Source organism: Protofrankia coriariae (assembly GCF_001017755.1).
Taxonomy (GTDB): Bacteria; Actinomycetota; Actinomycetes; order Frankiales; family Frankiaceae; genus Protofrankia; species Protofrankia coriariae.
Window position 1 is genome coordinate 80,154 of record NZ_JWIO01000003.1, and the last position, 20,860, is coordinate 101,013.

Here is a 20,860-nt window from a genome sequence, read left to right on the forward strand (position 1 = left end):
GCGGCCGGCCGGCCGCCGTCCGTCACCGGTCCGGACCGATCGTCGTCCGCCACCGTCATCGTCGCGGGTGGACCGCGGCAGGAGAGCTGAGCCATGGGGATCCTCGACCCGTACAAGGGATTCGGCGTCACCTTCTCGACCATGTTCAAGAAGCCGACGACCGAGCAGTATCCGGAGGAGAAGAAGCCGACCGCGCCTCGTTTCCACGGCCGCCACCAGCTCAACCGGCATCCCGACGGGCTGGAGAAGTGTGTCGGCTGCGAGCTGTGCGCGTGGGCCTGCCCGGCCGACGCGATCTACGTGGAGGGCGCGGACAACACCGACGAGGAGCGTTACTCCCCCGGGGAGCGGTACGGGCGCGTCTACCAGATCAACTATCTGCGCTGCATCCTGTGCGGTCTGTGCATCGAGGCGTGCCCGACCCGGGCGCTGACCATGACCAACGACTACGAGCTCGCCGACGACAGCCGGTCGGATCTCATCTTCACCAAGGAGCAACTGCTCGCCCCGCTGGGCGAGGGGATGACAGCGCCGCCGCATCCGATGTACCTCGGTGACAGCGAGACGGACTACTACCGGTTCGACCCGAACCGCAGCGGCCCCTTCGACGCATCCGGCCTTGCCGCTACGGGTGCCGGCAAGGCTGCGGGCAAGGCCGCCGACGCCGACGTGGCCGGTCGGGACAGCGAACCGGAGCCGGTCCGATGAGCGCGCAGATCCTGGCGCAGGCGGCGGGGGAGATCACCCGGACGTCCACCGGCGAGGCCGCGACGTTCTGGGTGCTCGCCCCGGTGGCGGTGCTCGCGGCACTGGGCATGGTGCTCGCCCGCAACGCCGTGCACGGGGCGTTGCTGCTGGTGACGAACTTCTTCTGTCTGGCCGTCTTCTACCTGTTGCAGGACGCCCCGTTCCTCGGCTTCGTGCAGATCGTCGTGTACACCGGGGCGATCATGGTGCTGTTCCTGTTCGTGCTGATGCTGGTCGGGGTGGACTCCTCCGACTCCCTGGTGGAGACCCTGCGCGGTCAGCGGGTGGCCGCGATCGTCCTGGGAGTCGGGTTCGCCGGGCTGCTGGTGTTCCCGATCGGCGGAGTGATCAACAACGGCACCACCGCGGCCGGGCTCACGGCCGCCAACGACGGCGGCAACATCCAGGCGATCGCCCGCCTGCTGTTCACCGACTACGTGCTCGCGTTCGAGATCGTTTCCGCGCTGCTCATCATCGCCGCGGTCGGCGCCATGATCCTCGGGCACCGGGAACGGGTCGACGGCAAGGTGACGCAGCGGGAGATGCTGCGGCGTCGGTTCGCCGAGGGAGGCCGAGTCACGCCGATTCCCGGACCGGCCGTCTATGCCCGGCCCGAGGGCACCCGGCTGCCGGCGGGCCTGCCCGGCGGTGGCACCGATCCCGGCGCGGGCCAGGGCGCCAGGGAGGGCTGCGGGGACATCGAGGGCAACGGCGACGGCGACAACGGCGCCGGGGCACACGCCCGCGGGAATCCACGTCCGGTCGGGGCCGGGAAAGGGACGGACCGGTGAACCCCTCGAACTATCTGATCCTCGCCGCACTGCTGTTCACCATTGGCGCGGTCGGCGTCCTGCTGCGCCGTAACGCGATCGTCGTCTTCATGTGCGTCGAGCTGATGCTGAACGCGGCGAACCTGACCCTGGTCACCTTCTCCAGGATCAACGGCACCCTGGACGGCCAGATCATGGCGTTCTTCGTGATGGTGGTGGCCGCGGCCGAGGTGGTCATCGGCCTGGCAATCATCCTCACGATCTTCCGAACCCGCCGGTCCGCCTCGGTGGACGACGTGAACCTGCTCAAGTACTAGCCAGTTCCCCAGGTGTGCCACCGGTGACGACCTCACCAGGCGCCGGTGGGACGTGGTGGCCGGAACCCCGGTCACGGCAGAACGGACGATGAGTGCAGTGACGCATACACCCCACGGCTATACGCACCGTGTCGTCACATGTGGTGTCACATGTGGTGCCGGCGCGTCTGGCGGCAGGGCATCCGATGGCCGTGCATCCGACGGCCACCTGCCAGACGAGCACCTTCCTGGTGGCCACCTGCCTGACGGCCGCCTCTTCGATGAGTATCTCTCCGCTGACCACCTCCTCAGTGACCACCTCTCCGATGACGAGGTACGCCATGCCGCATGAGGTGGGACACGAGGTGGGCTACGCGGCGGCCAGCGGCGTGTTCTCGGCGACGTGGCTGCTGCTGGTGCTGCCGCTGGCGGGGGCGCTGATCCTGCTGCTCGGCGGGCGGAGGACCGACCGCTGGGGACATCTGCTGGGCACCGCGGCCTCCGCGGCGAGCTTTGTCGTGGGGCTGGTGCTGTTCTTCGAGCTGCGCGGCCGTGGCGCCGAGGACCGGCAGGTCGCCCAGCACCTGTTCTCCTGGATTCCGGTCAACGGCTTCCAGGTGGACGCCGGTCTGCTCTTCGACCAGCTGTCCGCGGTCTTCGTGCTGCTGATCACCGGCGTGGGGACGCTGATCCACGTCTACTCGATCGGTTACATGGCGCACGATCCCGGGCGGCGCAGGTTCTTCGCCTACATGAACCTGTTCCTGGCGTCCATGCTGCTGCTCGTCCTCGGGGACAACTTCCTCGTCCTGTACGCGGGCTGGGAACTGGTCGGCCTGTCGTCCTTCCTGCTGATCAAGTTCTGGGAGTACAAGCCGGCCGCGGCGACCGCGGCCAACAAGGCCTTCTACATGAACCGGGTCGGCGACGTGGGGCTCGCCCTGGCCATCATGCTGATGTTCGCCACGGTGGGCAGCACGAACTACGACTCGGTGCTCGGCGCCGCCGCGGCCGACATCATCGGGTACGGCACACTGACCGCGATCGCCCTGCTGCTGCTGCTCGGCGCCTGCGGGAAGTCCGGCCAGTTCCCGTTGCAGGCATGGCTGCCGGACGCGATGGAGGGCCCGACCCCGATCTCCGCGCTCATCCACGCCGCCACCATGGTGACCGCCGGGGTCTACCTCATCGCCCGCGCCAGTCCGATCTTCACCGAGACCCAGGCCGCCCGGACGGTGGTCGTCATCATCGGCGCCGTAACGATCGTCATCGGCTGCGTCATCGGCTGCGCCTACGACGACATCAAGAAGGTGCTCGCCTACTCGACGGTGAGCCAGATCGGGTACATGTTCCTCGCCGTGGGGCTGGGCCCGGCCGGTTACGCGCTCGGCATCGCGCACCTGCTGGCACACGGCTTCTTCAAGGCCGGCCTGTTCCTCGGATCCGGCTCGGTGATCCACGCGATGGACGACGAGCAGGACATGCGGAAATACGGTGGCCTGTGGCGGCTGATGCCGGTCACCTGGGTCACCTTCGGTCTCGGCTACCTGGCCATCATCGGCCTTCCCCCGCTGTCCGGGTTCTTCACCAAGGACAAGATCATTGAGGCCGCCTTCGACAAGGGCGGCACCAGCGGGTACCTGCTCGGCCTGACCGCGCTGCTCGGCGCGGGCATCACCGCCTTCTACATGACCCGGCTGTTCCTGCTGACCTTCCACGGGGAGCGCCGCTGGTCGTCCTCGGGCGAGCGGGCCAAGCATCCCCACGAGTCCCCCACGGTGATGACCGGGCCGATGGCGCTGCTGGCCGTGGGCTCGGTGTTCGCCGGTGGGCTGTTCATCGTCGGCGGCACCCTGCAGGACTGGCTGGCACCGGTGCTCGGCGAGAGCCACGAGGAGGGCGCGCACACGCTCTCCCCGGCGGTGGTCACGGCGCTGACCCTGCTGGTCGCCGCCGGTGGCTTCGCCGGGGCCTACCTGCGATACCAGGTACGTCCGGTGGAGGCCGTTGCCCGCCCCGACTCCGAGGTTGGGCTGGTCACCGTGGCCGCCCGGCACGATCTTTACGCCAACACGTTCAACGAGACCGTGTTCATGCGCCCGGGGCAGTACCTCACCCGTTTCCTGGTCTGGCTGGACACGGTCGGGGTGGACGGGCTGGTCCGGGGCACCGCCGCCGGGATCGGCGGCCTGTCCGGGCGGCTGCGCCGCACCCAGACCGGGTTCGTCCGCTCCTACGCGCTGTCGATGTTGGGAGGTGCTGTCCTCGTGGTCGTGGCAGCGCTGCTGGTAAGGACCGGATGACGTGAACAGTTTCCCGTGGTTGACCCTCCTGCTGATCATCCCGGCCGCCGCGGCGGTCGTCGTCGCGGTCGTCCCGCGGCGGCTGGGCACGCTGGCCAAGCAGATCACCCTGGCGGTCACGCTGGTGGAGTTCGTGCTGGCGCTGCTGGCGACCATCGCGTACGAGCCGGCGCGGGCCGGCTTCCAGTTCGCCCAGAAGTACTCCTGGATCAAGCAGTTCGGCATCTCCTACTCGGTGGGTGCCGACGGGATCTCGCTGGTGCTGATCCTGCTCGCGACGCTGCTGGTGCCGATTGTCGTCCTCGCCTCCTGGGACGAGGTCGACGCCGCATCCCCGGACGGCACGCCCGTGGTGGGCAGGCGCAGCGTCCCGGCGTTCTTCGCGCTGTTGCTCGCGCTCGAGGCGGGGATGGTCGGGGTGTTCGCCGCCACCGACGTCTTCCTGTTCTACGTCTTCTTCGAGGCGATGCTGATCCCGATGTACTTCCTGATCGGGAGCTACGGGCCGGTCAAAGAGCAGGCGCAGCGGTCCTACGCGGCGGTGAAGTTCCTGCTGTACAGCCTGCTCGGCGGGCTGCTCATGCTCGCCGCGGTGATCGGCCTCTACGTCGTCTCGGCCGACCAGCTCGGCACCGGCACCTTCGACTTCGCCACCCTGCGCCAACTGGACATCACCCCTGGTGTGCAGAAGCTGCTCTTCCTGGGCTTCTTCGTAGCCTTCGCCATCAAGGCGCCGTTGTTCCCCTTCCACACCTGGCTGCCGGACGCGGGCGCGCAGTCGCCGACCGGCGGCGCGATCCTGCTGGTGGGCGTCCTGGACAAGGTCGGGACCTTCGGGCTGATCCGCTACTGCATCCCGCTGTTCCCGGAGGCGTCGTCCTACTTCGCGCCCATGGTGCTCGCGCTGGCGGTGATCGGGATCTTCTACGGGGCGTTGCTCGCCATCGGCCAGCGGGACATGAAACGCCTGGTGGCGTATACCTCGCTGGCCCACTTCGGCTTCATCGCGATGGGTACCTTCGCGCTGACGTCGCAGGCGGGCACCGGCGCCGTCCTCTACATGGTCAACCACGGGCTGTCGACGGGCCTGCTCTTCCTCGTCGTCGGCTTCCTGGTGGCCCGGCGCGGCAGCCGGGACGTGGGGGCCTACCGTGGCATGGCGCAGGTCACACCGACGCTGGCCGGCGTCTTCCTCATCGCGGGGCTGTCGTCGCTGGCGCTGCCCGGCCTGAACAGCTTCGTCAGCGAGTTCCTGGTGCTGGCCGGGACGTTCACCCGGTACCGGGCGCTGGCCATCGTGGCCACTGTCGGCATCGTGCTCGCCGCGATCTACATCCTCTATCTCTACCAACGGACGATGACAGGACCGTTGGTATCCGAGGATGCTCGTGGAGTGCTCGATCTCAGTGTCCGGGAGAAGATCGTGGTCGCGCCGGTGGTCGCCCTGATCATCGCCCTCGGCATCTACCCGAAGCCGCTCATCGACATCGTCCGGCCGACCGTCACGGCGACGTTCGAGGACGCCGGGCACACCGATCCCGCACCAACCGCCCCCGTGAACGCAAGCCAGACCGGAGGCCACTCGTGAGTGCCACAGCATCCGCCATCGCCGGCCCGCAGGTGCTGGCCCAGGGCGCGCAGGGGACGATCGACGTCCCGGCGATCCAGTACAGCGCGCTGAGCCCGATCCTCATCGTCTTCGGGGTGGCGCTGGCGGGTGTGCTCGTCGACGCGTTCGTGCCGGCGAAGGCCCGCCGGGTCATCCAGCCGTTGCTGGCCGCGGCCGGGTTCGTGGCCGCGTTCGTGGCGGTCGTCCTGCTGCACGCTCGGCGGCAGGTGCTCGCGGCCGGGGCGCTGGCCATCGACGGCCCGACCCTCTTCCTGGAAGGCGCCATCCTGCTCTTCGCCCTGCTGGCGGTGCTGCTGGTCGCCGAGCGGCGGCTGGACTCCTCCGGCGGGGCGATCGTGGCGTCGGCGGCGATCACACCGGGGTCACCGGGCGCGACCGCCCAGCGTTCCTCCGCGGAGGTGCAGACCGAGGCGTACCCGCTGATGGCGTTCTCGGCGGCCGGGATGCTGCTGTTCGTCTCCTCCAACACGCTTCTGATCATGTTCGTCGCGTTGGAGATCCTCTCCCTGCCGCTGTACCTGCTCACCGGCCTGGCCCGCCGCCGTCGTCTGCTCTCCCAGGAGGCGGCGATGAAGTACTTCCTGCTCGGCGCCTTCTCCTCGGCGTTCTTCATCTACGGCCTGGCCTTCGTCTACGGCTACGCCGGCAGCGTCAACCTCGGCCGGATCGCCGATGCCGCGGGCACGGTCGGCGCGAACGACACCTACCTCTACCTGGGGATGGCCCTGCTCGGCATCGGCCTGTTCTTCAAGATCGGCGCCGTGCCGTTCCACTCCTGGACACCGGATGTCTACCAGGGGGCCCCGACCCCGATCACGGCCTTCATGGCCGCGGGCACAAAAGTGGCGGCGTTCGGCGCGCTGCTGCGGCTGTTCTACGTCTCCTTCGGCGGGCTGCGCTGGGACTGGCGGCCGATAGTCTGGATCATCGCGATCCTGACCATGGTTGTCGGTGCGGTGTTGGCACTGACCCAGCGTGACATCAAGCGGATGCTCGCCTACTCGGCGATCGCCCACGCCGGCTTCCTGCTCACCGGGCTTGCCGCGGCCAACAGCGACGGGCTGAGCGGCTCCCTGTTCTACCTGGTCGCCTACGGCTTCACCACGATCGCCGCTTTCGGTCTGGTCACCCTGGTGCGGACGGGGGACGGCGAGGCGAGCGACCTGTCCCAGTGGCAGGGGCTCGGGCGGCGCTCCCCGGTGCTCGCGGGGATCTTCGCCTTCCTGCTCCTCGCCCTGGCCGGCATCCCGCTCACCAGCGGATTCACCGGGAAGTTCGCCGTCTTCGAGGCCGCGATCGCCGGTGACGCGACACCGTTGGTGGTCGTTGCCCTGGTCACCAGCGCGATCGCCGCGTTCTTCTACGTCCGAGTGATCGTTCTGATGTTCTTCCAGGAACCGGGTGCGGACGGCCCCATAATTGTCACTCGTCCGACACTCACCTACGCGGCCGTCGGCATCGGCGCGGTCGTGACGCTCCTGCTGGGAGTCGCACCACAGCCCCTGCTCGATCTCGCCGGCACCGCGGCCACTTCCGGCTTCGTACGCTGAGGCCCCAGGGAACCTACATATGAGCGCAACGGGGTTGGATCTTGTAGGGATCAGGGCTGACCCTGATCTGGAGCAGGCTGTCCGTCGCGGCCTCTACGAGGTCGAACGGATGCTGCGCGACGCCGTTCGCAGCGACGTGCCGTTCGTCACCGAGACGTCCCGGCATCTGGTGGACGCCGGTGGCAAGCGTTTCCGGCCGATGGTCGTGCTGCTCGCGGCCCACTTCGGTGACCCGGACGCCATCGGTGTGCTGCCGGCCGCGGTGGCCATCGAGCTCACCCACCTGTCGACGCTGTATCACGACGACGTCATGGACGAGGCGCCGCTGCGGCGGGGAGCGGCGTCGGCGAACGTCCGCTGGACCAACACGATCGCGATCCTCACCGGCGACTTCCTCTTCGCCCGGGCCTCGGACATCACCGCCGACCTGGGGCCGGAGGCCACCCGCATCCTGGCCCGCACGATCGCGACCCTGTGCGAGGGGCAGATCCGGGAAACCGTCGGGTCGCTACCGGGGCAGGATCCAGTCGAGCACTACCTGCGCGTGATCAGGGAGAAGACCGCGTCACTGATCGCCACCTCCGGCCGGCTCGGCGCGATGCTCGCCGGGGCCGATCCGATCACCGTGGATGCTCTGGCCGCTTTCGGTGACTACTTCGGGGTGGCCTTTCAGCTTTCCGACGATCTCATCGATGTCGCCTCTGACCAGGCCGCATCCGGTAAGACACCCGGGACGGATCTGCGGGAGGGGATTCCCACGCTGCCGGTGCTCTACGCGCTGGAGGATGACGATGCCGCCGCGGCCCGGCTGCGCAGCCTGATGAAGGACGGCTTCGCCGTGGAAGGCGCGCTCGCCGAGGCGCTGGACCTGCTGCGCGGCCATCCGGCCATGGGACGTGCCCGCCGTGAGGTGGCGCGCTGGGCAGGCCAGGCACGTGACTGCCTGGCCGTGTTGGAGAAGGGGCCGGCCAGAACCGCGTTGGAGACGCTCGCCGACTACGTGATCGACCGCACTGGCTGACCCGTCCACAATCGTGCCTGAACCGCACTCGAACCGCACCGGGCGGTCTGCACGCGTCGGGTGTGAGCGGCGGGCGCGCCCGGATGACCTCGGGTGTAGCGGATGCTCCTCGGGCGTGCCGGACGGTCCTCGGGTGTACCGGATGGTCGTTGTGGGAGCCGCGCGGGCGCTGCGGCCCCCACTCCGTGGGATCTGATCGTTTCTGCTTTATCTGCTTTATCTGCTCAGTGGCGAGAACGGCGGAGGATCGTAGAACTCGATCAGTTTGGTGGCCTTGTCGCGCAGTGACCCGTTCTCCCCGGCCGAGGATGGCTGCGGGGCTGCCTGGGCAGCCGGCGCCGCGGCGCCCGTTACCGCGGCGGAGGATGCCGGCGGCTGGCTGGCCGCGGCGCTGCTCCCGGTGGTTGCCGGCAGCGCCGTCGGGGACAGAGCCGCCGACGGGGCGGGTGTGGGGGAGACGCCCGNCGGGTGTGGGGGAGACGCCCGCCGAGGTGGCTGTCGGGATGGGTGTCCCAGCCAGCGGCGTCTGACCTGTTTCGAAACCGCGCAGTGTGGTCGTGGTCGGCTGGCCAGTTGGTTCGCTGCTCCCGCCGACGTCGATCGGACCTGTTACCGCCCCGCTCGGGAAGGCCGGCTGCTCGGTGGCGGACTGTGCTGTTGGCGCGGGCGTCCCGGCCAGCAGGCCGGACCCGTCGGGGATGGCGCCGGAATAGTACGAATACGTGGGATACGGGGACTCGGGATAGGTGGCGACAGCCTGTGGGAGATCCGCACCAGCGGAGCTGGGAGCACCGGCTGCCAACAGCGAGTCGTGCCCGGTGGAGCCTGTGCCAGGTAGGCCAGGGCCAGGGGTGGTGACGGTCTGCGGTGGCGGGGCAACCGGCCGTGCCACCGGCCTGTGCACACTGCGAGGAGTTCTGTCCGCCGTCCTCTGCAGGACCGATGGTGAGCTTCCCAGCCCGACCGATGGTGCTGTGGCGGCTGCCCCGAGATCGACGACCTGTTCGTCCTGGGCGCCGGCCAGGGCTATACCGGTGAGCAGGGCGGAGATCCCGGCAAGAGAAGCGGTACCGGTGGCGACCAGCCGGTTGCGGCTCAGCCTGGGCTGCCCGGCTGCGGGCTGTCTGACGGGGACATCCCGGTGCGCGCCGCGACGTGTGCCGCGTGCCTGCCTGTCAGCCGGCCGTGCCCTGCCCGCGCCGAACGGGGACGGCCCGCTCAGCGTGTCCGGTTCGCCGGAGCCCGTCAGTTGCTGGCGGGGGATGAACATCGCTCCCGGGCGTGCCGGCAACACCGTGGGGAACACCGGTGCGCCCGGTTGCGGCCGAGCGCCCAGGCCGGCGTCGCGTTTCCGGAAGATCCGTGGTGATCTGACGGGTTCGGCTGCGCCCAGGCCGTCGGTGACGGTCGCGCTGACAGCGGTCTTCGTGTCGCTCGACGTGCCGGTGGCCGCGGGCGTACGGGTGGAACCGGCCCGGTGAGGGGCGTCCGCTGCCTGCTTCCGTGAGTGTCGGGCAGCGGAGTGGTTACCCACGGCTCACCTCGCCCGCCACGGGAAGCGATACCCGAGGAGAACGAGGAGAACGCTGTCGGGCCTGCCGGCAACGGGACGATCTGTCCTGCACTGTTCCTCCGGATCGGTAGCTTACCGTAGCCCCCCGAGCTGTAGCCCCCGAGCCCCACCACCCGCCAACTGTTATGAAGATCCAGAAAAGCGGATTCGGGATGCCGAACGGATCACAATGCTAGCCGACGGATCGCGGATGTTTCGACGCCATATGAACAACGGTCCATCAAAGGTGTTATTTGCTCCGTTGAGCGACCTGCCGGTGACCGGCAACCCGAAGCGGTCCAACGTCCGAGGTGGCTCAGGGGAGCCAGCCCGGTTCGGCCGGGACCTCGGAGGTGAAAATCGTAGCCGCGTTCTTCGGCGGCCCAGGTTTTTCAGGACTGGCTGGTACGTAAAAAATCGCACCACAAAAACCACACAAAAAGAAGATTTTACGTTCTGCCAGTCGGCCGGTACACGCCAGGCCCGGCGAGTGTGCGCAGAACCTGTGGCCGGGTGCCCTTCGACGCCTGTCGTCAGGAGCCGACCGGCCGGACCGCTCCCCGGTGGATCCCGGTCTGACACGACCGCGGACCCACCGGAGACGATCCCAGGAACGATCGCTAGGAAACCGTCCAGGTGTCGCCGCTGCCCAGCAGCTGTATCAGGTCGCCCTCGCCCTGGCGGGCCCGGGCATCGGAGATCTGGCCGTTGAGCTGCTCATCGTAGGTGGGCAGGTCGATGTCCCGGAAGACCCCGATCGGCGTGACCCCGGCCGAATCGCCCGTCAGCCGGGACAGCTCGAACGCCAAGCCCGGCTCGGCCGCGTGGGCGTCGTGGACCAGCACGCCGTCGTCGGTCGCGGCGCACACCTCCAGCTCGCCGCCAGGAGCACGGCGGATGCCCTTGTCGCGCTCCACGCCGAACACCAGCGGCTCGCCGTGAACCAGCCGCAGGGTCGCGTCGTCCTTGGACGAGCGGTCCTTCAGAGTGTCGAACGCCCCGTCGTTGAAGATGTTGCAGTTCTGGAAGATCTCCACGAAGGCCGAGCCGGGGTGGGTGGCGGCCGCGCGCAGCACCGAGGTCAGGTGCGCGCGTTCGGAGTCGATCGACCGGGCCACGAAGGACGCCTCGGCGCCGAGCACCAGCGAGATCGGGTTGTAGGGCCGGTCCAGCGAGCCGTACGGAGTCGACTTCGTGATCTTCCCTACTTCTGACGTGGGCGAGTACTGGCCCTTGGTCAGCCCGTAGATCCGGTTGTTGAACATCAGGATCTTGATGTTGACGTTGCGGCGCAGCGCGTGGAGCAGGTGGTTGCCACCGATGGACAGCGCGTCGCCGTCACCGGTGACGACCCAGACCGACAGGTCCGGCCGCGAGACCGCGAGACCGGTCGCGATGGCCGGCGCCCGGCCGTGGATGGAGTGCATCCCGTAGGTCTTCAGGTAGTACGGGAAGCGCGAGGAGCAGCCGATGCCGGAGATGAACGCGATGTTCTCGCGGGCGATCCCGAGTTCCGGCAGGAAGCCCTGGACAGTGGCCAGGATGGCGTAGTCACCGCAGCCGGGGCACCAGCGGACCTCCTGGTCGGAGGTGTAGTCCTTGCGGGTCTGCGGCTGGCTGGCGGCGGGTATGAGGTCGAGCAGCCGGTTGGTGATACCGGTCTGGTTCGTCGTGACGGTCACTGCTTGATCACGTCCTCCAGGACACCCGCCAGTTCGGCGGCCTTGAACGGAAGCCCACGGACCTGGTTGTAGCCGATGGCGTCGACCAGGAACTCCGCTCGGATCATGGCCCTGAGCTGGCCGAGGTTCATCTCGGGGACGAGGATCCGGTCGTAGGCGCGCACCACGTCGCCGGTGTTCTCGGGGAACGGGAACAGGTGGCGCAGGTGGGCGTGGGCGACCTGGAGCCCGTTCGCGCGGACCCGCCGGCACGCGGCCGCGATCGGCCCGTAGGTCGAGCCCCAGCCGAGGACGAGCACCCGGGCCTGGCCGGAGGGGTCGTCCACATCGAGGGCGGGGATGTCGCGCGCGATACCGTCGATCTTCGCCTGGCGCAGGCGCACCATGCGGTCGTGGTTCGCCGGGTCGTAGGAGATCCCACCGGAGCCGTCGGCCTTCTCCAGGCCGCCGATGCGGTGCTCCAGCCCGGGGGTGCCGGGCACGGCCCACGGCCGGGCGAGCGTCTCGTTGTCGCGAAGGTACGGCCAGAACTCCGGGCCGTTGTCGCCGGTGTGGTTCGGCCCGGTCGTGAACGTCACCCGCAGGTCGGGCAGGTCGGCCCGGTCGGGCAGCAGCCACGGCTCCGAGCCGTTGGCGAGGTAGCCGTCCGAGAGCAGGATGACGGGCGTGCGGTACTTCGTCGCCAGCCGGGCGGCCTCGATGGCGGCGTCGAAGCAGTCCGCCGGGGAGCGCGGGGCGATCACCGGCAGCGGCGCCTCGCCATTGCGGCCGTGTACGGCCATGCTGAGGTCGGCCTGCTCGGTCTTGGTGGGCAGCCCGGTGGACGGCCCGCCCCGCTGGATGTCGACGACGAGCAGCGGGAGCTCGAGGGTCACCGCGAGGCCGATGGTCTCGGTCTTCAGGGCCAGGCCGGGCCCGGACGTCGTGGTGACGCCGAGCGAGCCGCCGAAGGACGCACCGAGAGCGGCACCGACACCGGCGATCTCGTCCTCGGCCTGGAAGGTCCGTATCCCGAACCGCTTGTGCCTGCTCAGCTCGTGCAGGATGTCGGAGGCCGGGGTGATCGGGTAGGAGCCCAGGAACAGCGGCAGCCCGGTGAGCTCGGCGGCGGCGATCAGCCCGTAGGACAGCGCGAGGTTCCCGGAGACGCGGCGGTAACGGCCGGGCTTCATCCGGGCCGGGGCGACCTCGTAGACGACGGCGAAGGCCTCGGTCGTCTCACCGTAGTTGTAGCCGGCACGCAGCGCCGCGATGTTCGCGGCGGCGATCTCGGGGCGTTTCGCGAATTTTTTCTCAAGAAACGCGACGACACCGTCGGTGGGCCGTTGGTAGAGCCAGCTCATCAGACCGAGCGCGAACATGTTCTTCGCCCGCTCGGCCTCTTTCTTGTTGACGGTGCCGGTGCTGCTTTCCAACGCGTTCACCGCGTCGATGGTCATCGACGACAGGGGTACCCGGTGCACCCGGTATCCATCGAGGGTGCCGTCGGTGAGCGGGTCGGAGGAGTATCCGGCCTTCTTCAGGTTGGCGCTGGTGAAGGCGTCGGTGTTGACGACGAGGTCGGCGCCGGCCGGCAGGTCCTTCAGATTCGATTTCAGCGCCGCGGGGTTCATCGCCACCAGCATGTTCGGGGCGTCCCCGGGCGTCAGAATGTCGTGATCGGAAAAATGAAGCTGAAATCCTGACACGCCGGCCGGGGTGCCGGCTGGGGCGCGAATTTCGGCCGGGAAGTCCGGTAGGGTGGACAAGTCGTTGCCGAACGCCGCCGTCTCACTGGTGAACTGTTCTCCAGTGAGCTGCATCCCGTCGCCCGAGTCGCCCGCGAAGCGGATGACGACCCGGTCGAGTCGATGGATTTGACGATCCCTGACCTGGCCTGACACGTTGTGTAACCTCCTCGGGTACCACTTGAGCGTACCGGTCGGACTATTGGCGTGGGGCGCAACGTCCCGACGGGGTCAGGTCCGTGTGATGAATATGACACATCCCGATGGGAGCGGCGCGTCGGCCAACTGGCGGGATGTCTGCAATGAAATAATCTGCGGCTTTCTGGCACGAATGACAAAAATTTGAATTTTGTCAGAATATCCGCAAATTTTGTGTAAAAATTGTGTGATTAGACGTGCCGACTAGTCTCCTCCATGCTAACAGGCAACCGCCTCGTACCTGTGTCGGTACCTGTGTCGGTACCTGTGTCGCACCTGCTTGTGAGGAGACGCGGGGAACGCGCGGGTGAGCGAACCCCGTGTCCGGCGAGGTGGGCCCGACGGGGTTGGTGGAGCCGTGCCAGCCGTGCCGCCCGCGGCATCACTCCCTATGGCGCCCGATGGGGCCTACGGCCCCATACACTCCTTTTACGGGGCCTACGGCCCCACGCGCGGGACCCACGGCCAGCGGGGCGCGCGGCCGTGCCGCGGACGGGAATCCCCTGGCCCGGTGCGCCCGGGCGCGGTATCCGGTGGGAGCATGACCAGGTGAGCGGGCAGGCGGATGCCGCCAGCGGCGATGTTGTCAGCAGCGGTGCCGCCAGCAGCCGTGCCGCCAGCGGCGTCGACACCGCCGCGCGGCCCGCGGGCCGGCCGGNNCGGCCCGCGGGCCGGCCGGTGCCCACCGCGGCGGGGCCGCGGGTCGGGATCGTCGGCCTCGGCCGGGCAGGCAGCGCGCTCGGGACGGCGCTGTCGGGCGCCAACTGGCCGGTGGTCGCGGTGCACGCGCGTTCCGCGGCGGCCCTGGAACGGGCCCGGCTCCGCTTTCCGACGGCGTCGATCGGGACGCCGGCATCGGTGGTCGAGGCGTCAGATGTGGTTATTCTCACAGTCTCTGACGACGCCATCGAAGATGTCGCCAGAAGCGTCGCCGCCGCCGGTGTCCTGCGGGCCGGGCAGGTCGTCGCGCACGCCAGCGGACGGCACGGCACGGGCATCCTGCACCCCGTGCTCGCCCACGGGGCGTTCCGCGCGGCGGTGCATCCGATCATGACTTTGAGCGGCGCCGACGACGACGCGGGCCGGCTGGTGGGCGCCGGGTTCGGGGTGACCGCGGACCCGGGTGCCCAGTCGGTCGCGAACGCGCTGGTGACCGCTGTCGGCGGCCGGGTCGTCCCGGTGCCCGAGCGGGCCCGCACGGCCTACCACGCCGCCATCGTCCTGGGCGCCAACTACCTGGCGACGCTGGTCACAGCCACGCTGGAGCTACTGGCGGCCCTCGGCGTCGACCAACCGGCGGGCGCTGTCGCGCCGCTGCTGGAGCAGTCGCTGCGCGGCGCCGTCGAGCGTGGCCCGGCGGCGCTGACCGGCCCGGTCCGGCGTGGGGACGCCGGGACGGTGCGGGCGCACCTGGACGCCCTCGCGGCGCATGACCAGGCGGTGGCATCGGTGTACGCGGCCCTGGCCGCCCTCACCGTGGACCAGCTCGAGCGGGCGGGGCTGGCCGGTGGCGAACCGGCCAGCGGCATCCGCGACGTCCTCCGCGCGGCCGGCGGACAGGGCCCCGCCGCACCGGGCCCAGGCACACCGGGCCCAGGCACACCGAGCCCAGGCACACCGGGCCCGGTCACACAGGACATGGATTCGGGTCGCCAGTTGGACAATCAGTGAATCGTTGGCGCTTGATTGTTCTCTCGGTGAGAGTAGTGTTGCGATTGGTGACCACGTGTGGCGGGAACGCTCCTGGTCGATCCGGGCGTTGCTATGGACGCAACCCTCGAGACGACAGGACACCGACGCCATGTCCCACCGCCACTTCAACGGGCTGAAGACCGCCGTCCTGCTGGGCGTACTGTCCGCGGTGATTCTGCTTGTCGGTTCCCTGTTCGGGAACCGTGGCCTGCTGATCGCTCTCATTTTCGCCCTCGGCGTCAACGGCGTCTCGTACTTCTTTTCGGACAAGCTGGCCCTGCGCGCGATGCGGGCCCATCCCGTCAGCCAGATCCAGCAGCCACGCCTGTACGCGATCGTCCACGAGCTCGCGACCAGGGCGCGGATGCCCATGCCGCGGCTCTACATCAGCCCGACTGCGGCGCCCAACGCATTCGCGACCGGCCGTAACCCACGCAACGCAGCGGTCTGCTGCACCACGGGAATCCTGGAAATCATGGACGACCGCGAGCTGCGCGGGGTCCTGGGCCACGAGCTCAGCCACGTCCACAACCGGGACATCCTCATCGCCTCCGTCGCCGGGGCGCTCGCGAGCGTCATCGTCTACCTGGCGCATTTCGCGCAGTTCGCGGCACTCTTCGGGCTGGGTCGTGGGGACGACGAGGACGGTCCGGGCATCCTGGAGATCATGCTGTTCATCGTGCTGGGGCCGATCGCGGCGGCGGTCATCCAGCTCGCGATCGGCCGGGCTCGGGAATATCAGGCCGATGCCTCCGGCGCAACGTTGACCGGTGATCCGCTGGGCCTCGCGCTCGCGCTGCGCAAACTGCAGGTCGCAGCGGCCGCCCGGCCGCTGCCGCAGAGCTCGGAGCTGGCGCCGGTGTCCTCGCTCATGATTGCCAACCCGTTCCGGGGTGGTGGCCTCGGCCAGATGTTCAGCACGCACCCGCCGATGGAGCGCCGGATCGAGCGGCTGGAGGAGATGGCCCGGATCGACCCTTACCGTTGAATCCGCGCGAGGAGGGGTCGTATTCTGAAAAGGCCTGAGCCACAGGTCCGGAACCTCTCTGGGCTACCGGTCAGGAACCTCAGGGTCCAGACCCCGTAGGCGCGCAACCGCGGACTCGCGGCGAGGCAAACCCCCAGGCCTCGCCGTGCGGCACCCCGCCCGAAACCCCCCATCGGGCGGGGTGCATCCTTATTTGCGAAATATGCTCAGCTATCGATCATCCGGCCGGTGTTTCAGCAGGCTAGCGGTAGTTGACGAACTGGAGCGGCACTCCGAAGTCGGTCTCCTTGAGCAACTGGATAACCCGCTGAAGGTCATCCCGCTTCTTGCCGGTGACGCGGAGCTGGTCACCCTGGATCTGGGCCTGTACCCCCTTCGGGCCGTCGGTCCGGATCTTCTTGGAGATCGCCTTGGCCTTGTCGTCGGCGATGCCCTGCTGGACGGTCACGACCAGCCTGTGCTCCTTGCCGGACTGCGTGGGCTCGCCGTGCTCCAGGGCCTTGAGCGAGATGCCGCGCTTCACCCACTTCTCCTGCAGGACGTCCAGCACCGCCTTGACCCGTTCCTCGGTGGTCGCGGTGAGCAGGATGGACTCACCCGACCACGCCGCCGACGCGGCCGTGTCGCGGAAGTCGAAACGGGTCCGCACCTCCTTGGCGGTCTGGTTGATCGCGTTGTCGATCTCCTGACGGTCGACCTTGCTCACGATGTCGAACGACGGGTCCGCCACGACGAAGCGCCTCCTCGGTGTCTGCGGTTGTCTGCCACTGTCTGGCACTGTCTGCCGTTGCCTGCTCTGCCAGATTGCCTGCTCTGCCAGGCCGCCTGCTTGTCCGGCCGTGTCGGTTGCCGGCACGGATCCTCGTACCCGGGTGCCGCGCGGGCACGAGGCACACGGGCACGGGCACGAGGCATCCGACACGAGTCTGCCCAGACTCCAGCATGGCGGGACGGCCGCGGTCGGCGGGAGTCAGAGCCGGCCTGCTCATGCTTTGTCGCGGCTTCGTTGCGCAGGCCCGGCGCTGGCCTCGTGACGGGCTTGGCGCGTCCGGGCGTCGGACGACCGGGGGCGGCGTCCGCGGCCGGAGGGGGGCGTCGAACCGCCTGCCGCATCCCGTATGCTGTCCACCAACGGCAGGTTGCCCGAGTGGCCAAAGGGAGCGGTCTGTAAAACCGCCGGCTCAGCCTACGTTGGTTCGAACCCAACACCTGCCACCAACACCCCCAGCGGTACCCAGAACGTGCTGTACTCCAGGCCCTGGAGAGGTCTCCGGGGCCTTTCCCGTGTCCGCGGCCGATTGTCCGCGGCCGATCCCGACTGATCATGGCTGTTGCCGGTAGCTCGGGCACGGTACGTGTACACGATCAACATTCCTCTTCCAGGCGGCGCGCCGCTTCGATCCGCTCGCGGGCCGCGATGCCGTCGCCGCCGGCGTGCGGCGTCGCTCGGGCCGAAAATGCGGCGATGGCGACGTTTGCGATCAGCCTTCTGGTGATCTATACCGCTGACCTGGCTGCCTGCGAGGAGTTCTACCGTGGGCTCGGGCTGTGTCTGGTGCGGGAACGCCACGGCTCGGGGCCCGAGCATCTGGCCGCGACCCTCGCGGACGGCACCGTGCTGGAGCTGTACCCCGCTCGGTCGGGGCTGCCGACCGGCCGGCTGCGGCTGGGCCTCACGGTGGACGCGGATACGGCCGATCTCCCGCTGCCGCCCGGCCGCCATCTCCTGCGGGACCCTGACGGGCGCACGGTTGACCTCCAGGTGGGCGTTCGGTAGTCGATCAAATCCTTATCGCGACATTTCTGCGCTGTCCCTGCATGGTCGCTGTCCCGGCGTGGCCGTCGTCCCGGGGCAGGCGTTCTTCCGGCGCGGAGCGCCGAGTTTCCATCCCTGCTGCCGGCGCCGGGATGGATAGAGTCCGCAGGCATGGGTGATACCGGCACGCTTGCCGCCCGCGTCCGGGCCGCGTCCCATCTGACCGGGCAGTTCCGGCTGCGCTCCGGCCGGACCAGCGGGGAGTACTTCGACAAGTACCTGTTCGAGGCCGACCCGGTGCTGCTCGCCGACGTCGTCGACGCGATGCGTCCGCTGCTGCCCGCGGCCACCGACGTGCTGGCCGGCCTCGAGCTCGGTGGGATTCCGCTGGTCACGTTGCTGTCCCAGCGCACGGGGCTGCCGGCCCGGTTCGTCCGCAAGAAGGCCAAGGAGTACGGCACCTGCCGCACCGCCGAGGGCGGTGACGTCGCGGGCCTGCGGGTCGTCCTGGTGGAGGACGTGGTGACCAGCGGTGGCGCCGTCGTGGAGGCCGCCCGGGTGCTGCGGGAGCAGGGCGCTCTCGTCGAGGACGTCCTGTGCGTGATCGACCGTCAGGAGGGTGGCCGGGACGGCCTCGCCGCGCTCGGCCTCACCCTGCGCCCGGTCCTCACCCGCGCCGAACTGGACGCGGTCGCCTGAGCGGGACGCGGGGCCGCCCGAGCCCGGCCTCGCCGCCGTCCTCGCGGTCGTCATCAGGCACTGCGTCTCGCGGCTGCCCGCTCTCCGGCAGGGCTCTGGGAAAGCCCGGGCCCCTGGCGGTCTGCCGTGGGATCCTGAGCCGTCATGTCGTCGCTGTTCGTTTACGGCACCCTGTGCTTTCCGGAGGTTGCCCTGGCCCTGCTCGGCCGGCTGCCGCGCTCGCGGCCGGCAGCGGTCGCCGGGTGGCGGGCGGCGGCGCTGCCCGGTCGGGTCTACCCGGGTCTGGTGCCGGCCGCCGTGCCGACGGCGTTGGTGGCCGGCCGCGTACTGTCCGGCCTCAGCCCGCGGGAGCGGGCCGTCCTCGACGCGTTCGAGGGTGACGAGTACGAGGCGCGGCGTGTCGTACTCGTCGACGGCCGGTCGGCATCGGTCTATGTCTGGCGTGACGTCACGGCCGCCCTGGACCAGACGTGGGACGCCGACGCGTTCGCCGCCGCCCAGCTGCCGGCGTTCGTGTCGCGTATATCGCGCCGCCCCCGTTCCTGACCCCCGTTTCTGACCCCCGCTGCTGGCTGCCGCGGTCGCGGGTGGCCGCCGTTCCTGACCGCTGTCGGCCGCGGACTGCCGTCGCCGCGAGCCGGACATGAGGGCCCGGCCCATGCGGTGTGGTGCCTCCTGCCGGCTCGTCCTTCTGGCGTCATCCCGTTCGGGCTCGTTTCTTTCTGAATCTCTTTATTTCTTTGTTTCTTTTTCCGGAAATTTTCGGATGGTACGCGTTCCCGGTCGACGTGGACTCCGGGTTCAGCGGCGGCCGGTGGGACGCACGGCCGCGGGGCGAACGGCTTTTCCGGGGCCCGGGCGCACACGCTCGACGCCGACGTTCCACGGCCCGCGGGAGGGCTGGAACGCCGGCGTCGAGCGGGTTCCCGCTGTTCGCTGCCGGGTGTTCAGCGGGTGGGTGTATCAGGACCGGACCGGCTGCCTCGCGTGGTGGAGCGGGACGGTTCGGTGTACTCCCGGCGGCCTGTGCCGTATTCCCCGCGGCCTGTGCGGGCCTCCACCCGGTCGGCTTCGGGGTAGGGCTCGTAGGACCCGCGCGGCTGTGTGTCAGGCCTGGTCACCGCATAGATCACGAGTACGTCGAGCGCGATGAGGATGACTGCCCACACCGGGAAGACCGCGAGGAAGGCAAGGTGCGCGATCACGTTGACCGCGCAGATCGCGATTGCCGCCCAGCGGGCCCACCGCTGGCCCGTCAGCAGGCCCGCCGCGACGACGACCTCGACGATGCCCATGGCTATCAGCAGCCAGCCCCAGAAGTTCAGATCCTGGTAGATGATCGTACCGCTGTCACTGACGAGATAGGTATATCTGTCGAGAGCGGCAACTCCATAGATGATGTTGTGAAATCCTGCGATGAAGATGATGACCGTGGCAAATACCAGCCATCCGGTGGTGCGTGCCGCTGACCGTGCCGGTTGCATGGAATCCTCCCTGGAGCGTGGCGGGACGCCTGGCGACCCGGGGCCCGGTGGCCGCTGGCGGCGCGGAAGGGCCGTGGCCGCGTCACCTTCGGTGTCACTTTCGGGTCGGTTTGACGGCCCCGGGGCCGCGAGGTCTCCGGCGGCGCGGAAAGAGCATGACAGCGTCACCGGCGGCCGGCTGGCCCACATGGCCATGCCCTCCGTGTGCCCTCCGGGCGCCCTGCGCATGCCTGCGCATGCCTGCGCATGCCCCGGACATGCCCGGTTGCCCGACATTCCGGTCTGGAGACCCGTCGCGCGCAGTCATGTCCGGGTGATCGAAAATCCGTGTGGCGTGGTCTGGCCAGGCACGGCCTACGGGCGGGTGACGGCGACCGTGCCAGAGTCCGCGTCCCAACGCAGCCAGCCGTACTGGAAGGCGCTCTGGCGTCCTCCCCCGACCGGGTACTCGTCGCTGATCGGCAGCCCGAGGTCCGAACCGGCGCCACCGAGTGACAGGTAGTGGTTGAGGATCGCTCCGTGGACCTCGTGGGCGTCCGTGGCGGCGCTCCAGTAGATCCGGCCGCCCTGGAACACCGACTGCCTGCTGCCTGTCGTCTCCGCGTCCACCTCGTCGCTGGTCGGCCGTCCCAGGAAGCTGTTGCTGCCGCCCAGGTTCAGATATTTCGCGCCGATCCCACCGTGCGCCTCGTGGACGCCGGTCGCCACCGACCAGAAGAGCAGCCCCTGCTCGAACTGCCGCCACCGTCCGCCGCCACCGGCGGG

General features: G+C 69.1%; 18 protein-coding genes and 1 tRNA gene (1 of these 19 running past the window's edge). 14 read left to right on the forward strand and 5 right to left on the reverse strand.

From position 1 onward, the window contains the following. Nucleotides 1-93 precede the first annotated feature (93 nt). From nuoI to FrCorBMG51_RS02730, 8 genes are all read left to right on the forward strand, one after another. Complete coding sequence (gene nuoI, locus FrCorBMG51_RS02695) at nucleotides 94-708, forward strand: NADH-quinone oxidoreductase subunit NuoI (protein ID WP_047221547.1); 615 nt, start codon at nucleotides 94-96, stop codon at nucleotides 706-708. After that, complete coding sequence (locus FrCorBMG51_RS02700) at nucleotides 705-1,538, forward strand: NADH-quinone oxidoreductase subunit J (RefSeq protein ID WP_047221548.1); 834 nt, start codon at nucleotides 705-707, stop codon at nucleotides 1,536-1,538. Before nuoI ends, FrCorBMG51_RS02700 begins: the two co-directional genes overlap by 4 nt. Continuing rightward, complete coding sequence (nuoK, locus tag FrCorBMG51_RS02705; protein ID WP_013875148.1) at nucleotides 1,535-1,834, forward strand: NADH-quinone oxidoreductase subunit NuoK; 300 nt, start codon at nucleotides 1,535-1,537, stop codon at nucleotides 1,832-1,834. Before FrCorBMG51_RS02700 ends, nuoK begins: the two co-directional genes overlap by 4 nt. Before the next feature lie 305 nt (nucleotides 1,835-2,139). Beyond that, nucleotides 2,140-4,116 (forward strand): NADH-quinone oxidoreductase subunit L, encoded by a 1,977-nt coding sequence (nuoL, locus tag FrCorBMG51_RS02710; RefSeq protein ID WP_047221681.1) that lies wholly within the window; start codon nucleotides 2,140-2,142, stop codon nucleotides 4,114-4,116. 1 nt (nucleotide 4,117) lies between these two features. Next, a complete protein-coding gene (locus FrCorBMG51_RS02715; protein WP_047221549.1) occupies nucleotides 4,118-5,704 on the forward strand; it encodes an NADH-quinone oxidoreductase subunit M in 1,587 nt (528 codons plus the stop codon). Nucleotides 5,705-5,721: 17 nt separating this feature from the next. Continuing rightward, nucleotides 5,722-7,296: an NADH-quinone oxidoreductase subunit NuoN gene (gene nuoN / locus FrCorBMG51_RS02720; protein WP_047221682.1), complete on the forward strand. Its 1,575-nt coding sequence runs from the start codon at nucleotides 5,722-5,724 to the stop codon at nucleotides 7,294-7,296. A gap of 19 nt (nucleotides 7,297-7,315) precedes the next feature. Continuing rightward, complete coding sequence (locus tag FrCorBMG51_RS02725; RefSeq protein WP_047221550.1) at nucleotides 7,316-8,317, forward strand: polyprenyl synthetase family protein; 1,002 nt, start codon at nucleotides 7,316-7,318, stop codon at nucleotides 8,315-8,317. A gap of 1,034 nt (nucleotides 8,318-9,351) precedes the next feature. Next, nucleotides 9,352-9,798, forward strand: a complete 447-nt coding sequence (locus tag FrCorBMG51_RS02730; RefSeq protein WP_162233162.1) for a hypothetical protein — start codon at nucleotides 9,352-9,354, stop codon at nucleotides 9,796-9,798. Nucleotides 9,799-10,489: 691 nt separating this feature from the next. On the opposite strand, the gene FrCorBMG51_RS02735 is transcribed toward FrCorBMG51_RS02730, so the two are convergent. Next, nucleotides 10,490-11,551: a 2-oxoacid:ferredoxin oxidoreductase subunit beta gene (locus tag FrCorBMG51_RS02735; RefSeq protein ID WP_047221552.1), complete on the reverse strand. Its 1,062-nt coding sequence runs from the start codon at nucleotides 11,549-11,551 to the stop codon at nucleotides 10,490-10,492. After that, nucleotides 11,548-13,434 carry a 2-oxoacid:acceptor oxidoreductase subunit alpha gene (locus FrCorBMG51_RS02740; RefSeq protein WP_047221553.1) on the reverse strand — a complete coding sequence of 629 codons (1,887 nt, stop codon included), beginning with the start codon at nucleotides 13,432-13,434 and terminating at the stop codon, nucleotides 11,548-11,550. The genes FrCorBMG51_RS02735 and FrCorBMG51_RS02740 overlap by 4 nt, the downstream gene beginning before the upstream one ends. Before the next feature lie 258 nt (nucleotides 13,435-13,692). Between FrCorBMG51_RS02740 and FrCorBMG51_RS26115 the strand changes: the two genes are divergently transcribed. Next, complete coding sequence (locus FrCorBMG51_RS26115; RefSeq protein WP_086055213.1) at nucleotides 13,693-15,147, forward strand: Rossmann-like and DUF2520 domain-containing protein; 1,455 nt, start codon at nucleotides 13,693-13,695, stop codon at nucleotides 15,145-15,147. Nucleotides 15,148-15,277: 130 nt separating this feature from the next. Further along, nucleotides 15,278-16,156, forward strand: a complete 879-nt coding sequence (gene htpX / locus FrCorBMG51_RS02750) for a zinc metalloprotease HtpX (RefSeq protein WP_013875139.1) — start codon at nucleotides 15,278-15,280, stop codon at nucleotides 16,154-16,156. 241 nt (nucleotides 16,157-16,397) lie between these two features. Here the strand turns inward: htpX and FrCorBMG51_RS02755 are convergent, their stop codons facing one another. Then, complete coding sequence (locus FrCorBMG51_RS02755; RefSeq protein WP_047221554.1) at nucleotides 16,398-16,886, reverse strand: YajQ family cyclic di-GMP-binding protein; 489 nt, start codon at nucleotides 16,884-16,886, stop codon at nucleotides 16,398-16,400. Between the two features lie 403 nt (nucleotides 16,887-17,289). On the opposite strand from FrCorBMG51_RS02755, the gene FrCorBMG51_RS02760 reads away from it, so the two are divergent. From FrCorBMG51_RS02760 to FrCorBMG51_RS02775, 4 genes are all read left to right on the forward strand, one after another. Next, nucleotides 17,290-17,374 (forward strand) — tRNA-Tyr (locus FrCorBMG51_RS02760). 247 nt (nucleotides 17,375-17,621) lie between these two features. Further along, nucleotides 17,622-17,933: a VOC family protein gene (locus tag FrCorBMG51_RS02765; RefSeq protein WP_047221555.1), complete on the forward strand. Its 312-nt coding sequence runs from the start codon at nucleotides 17,622-17,624 to the stop codon at nucleotides 17,931-17,933. A 150-nt stretch (nucleotides 17,934-18,083) separates the two neighbouring features. Beyond that, nucleotides 18,084-18,611: an orotate phosphoribosyltransferase gene (pyrE, locus tag FrCorBMG51_RS02770; protein ID WP_013875136.1), complete on the forward strand. Its 528-nt coding sequence runs from the start codon at nucleotides 18,084-18,086 to the stop codon at nucleotides 18,609-18,611. A 144-nt stretch (nucleotides 18,612-18,755) separates the two neighbouring features. Beyond that, nucleotides 18,756-19,157 (forward strand): gamma-glutamylcyclotransferase family protein, encoded by a 402-nt coding sequence (locus FrCorBMG51_RS02775; RefSeq protein ID WP_047221556.1) that lies wholly within the window; start codon nucleotides 18,756-18,758, stop codon nucleotides 19,155-19,157. 401 nt (nucleotides 19,158-19,558) lie between these two features. On the opposite strand, the gene FrCorBMG51_RS02780 is transcribed toward FrCorBMG51_RS02775, so the two are convergent. Then, entirely contained in the window at nucleotides 19,559-20,095 is a 537-nt protein-coding gene (locus FrCorBMG51_RS02780; protein WP_047221557.1) for a DUF7144 family membrane protein, read from the reverse strand. 354 nt (nucleotides 20,096-20,449) lie between these two features. Further along, a protein-coding gene (locus tag FrCorBMG51_RS30415) for an LGFP repeat-containing protein (RefSeq protein ID WP_476742090.1) crosses the window boundary here: on the reverse strand, nucleotides 20,450-20,860 show its 3' portion. Its footprint extends 144 nt past the window's final position; only the last 411 of its 555 coding nucleotides appear in the window; its start codon lies off the right edge, out of view — the gene reads right to left on this strand; its stop codon occupies nucleotides 20,450-20,452.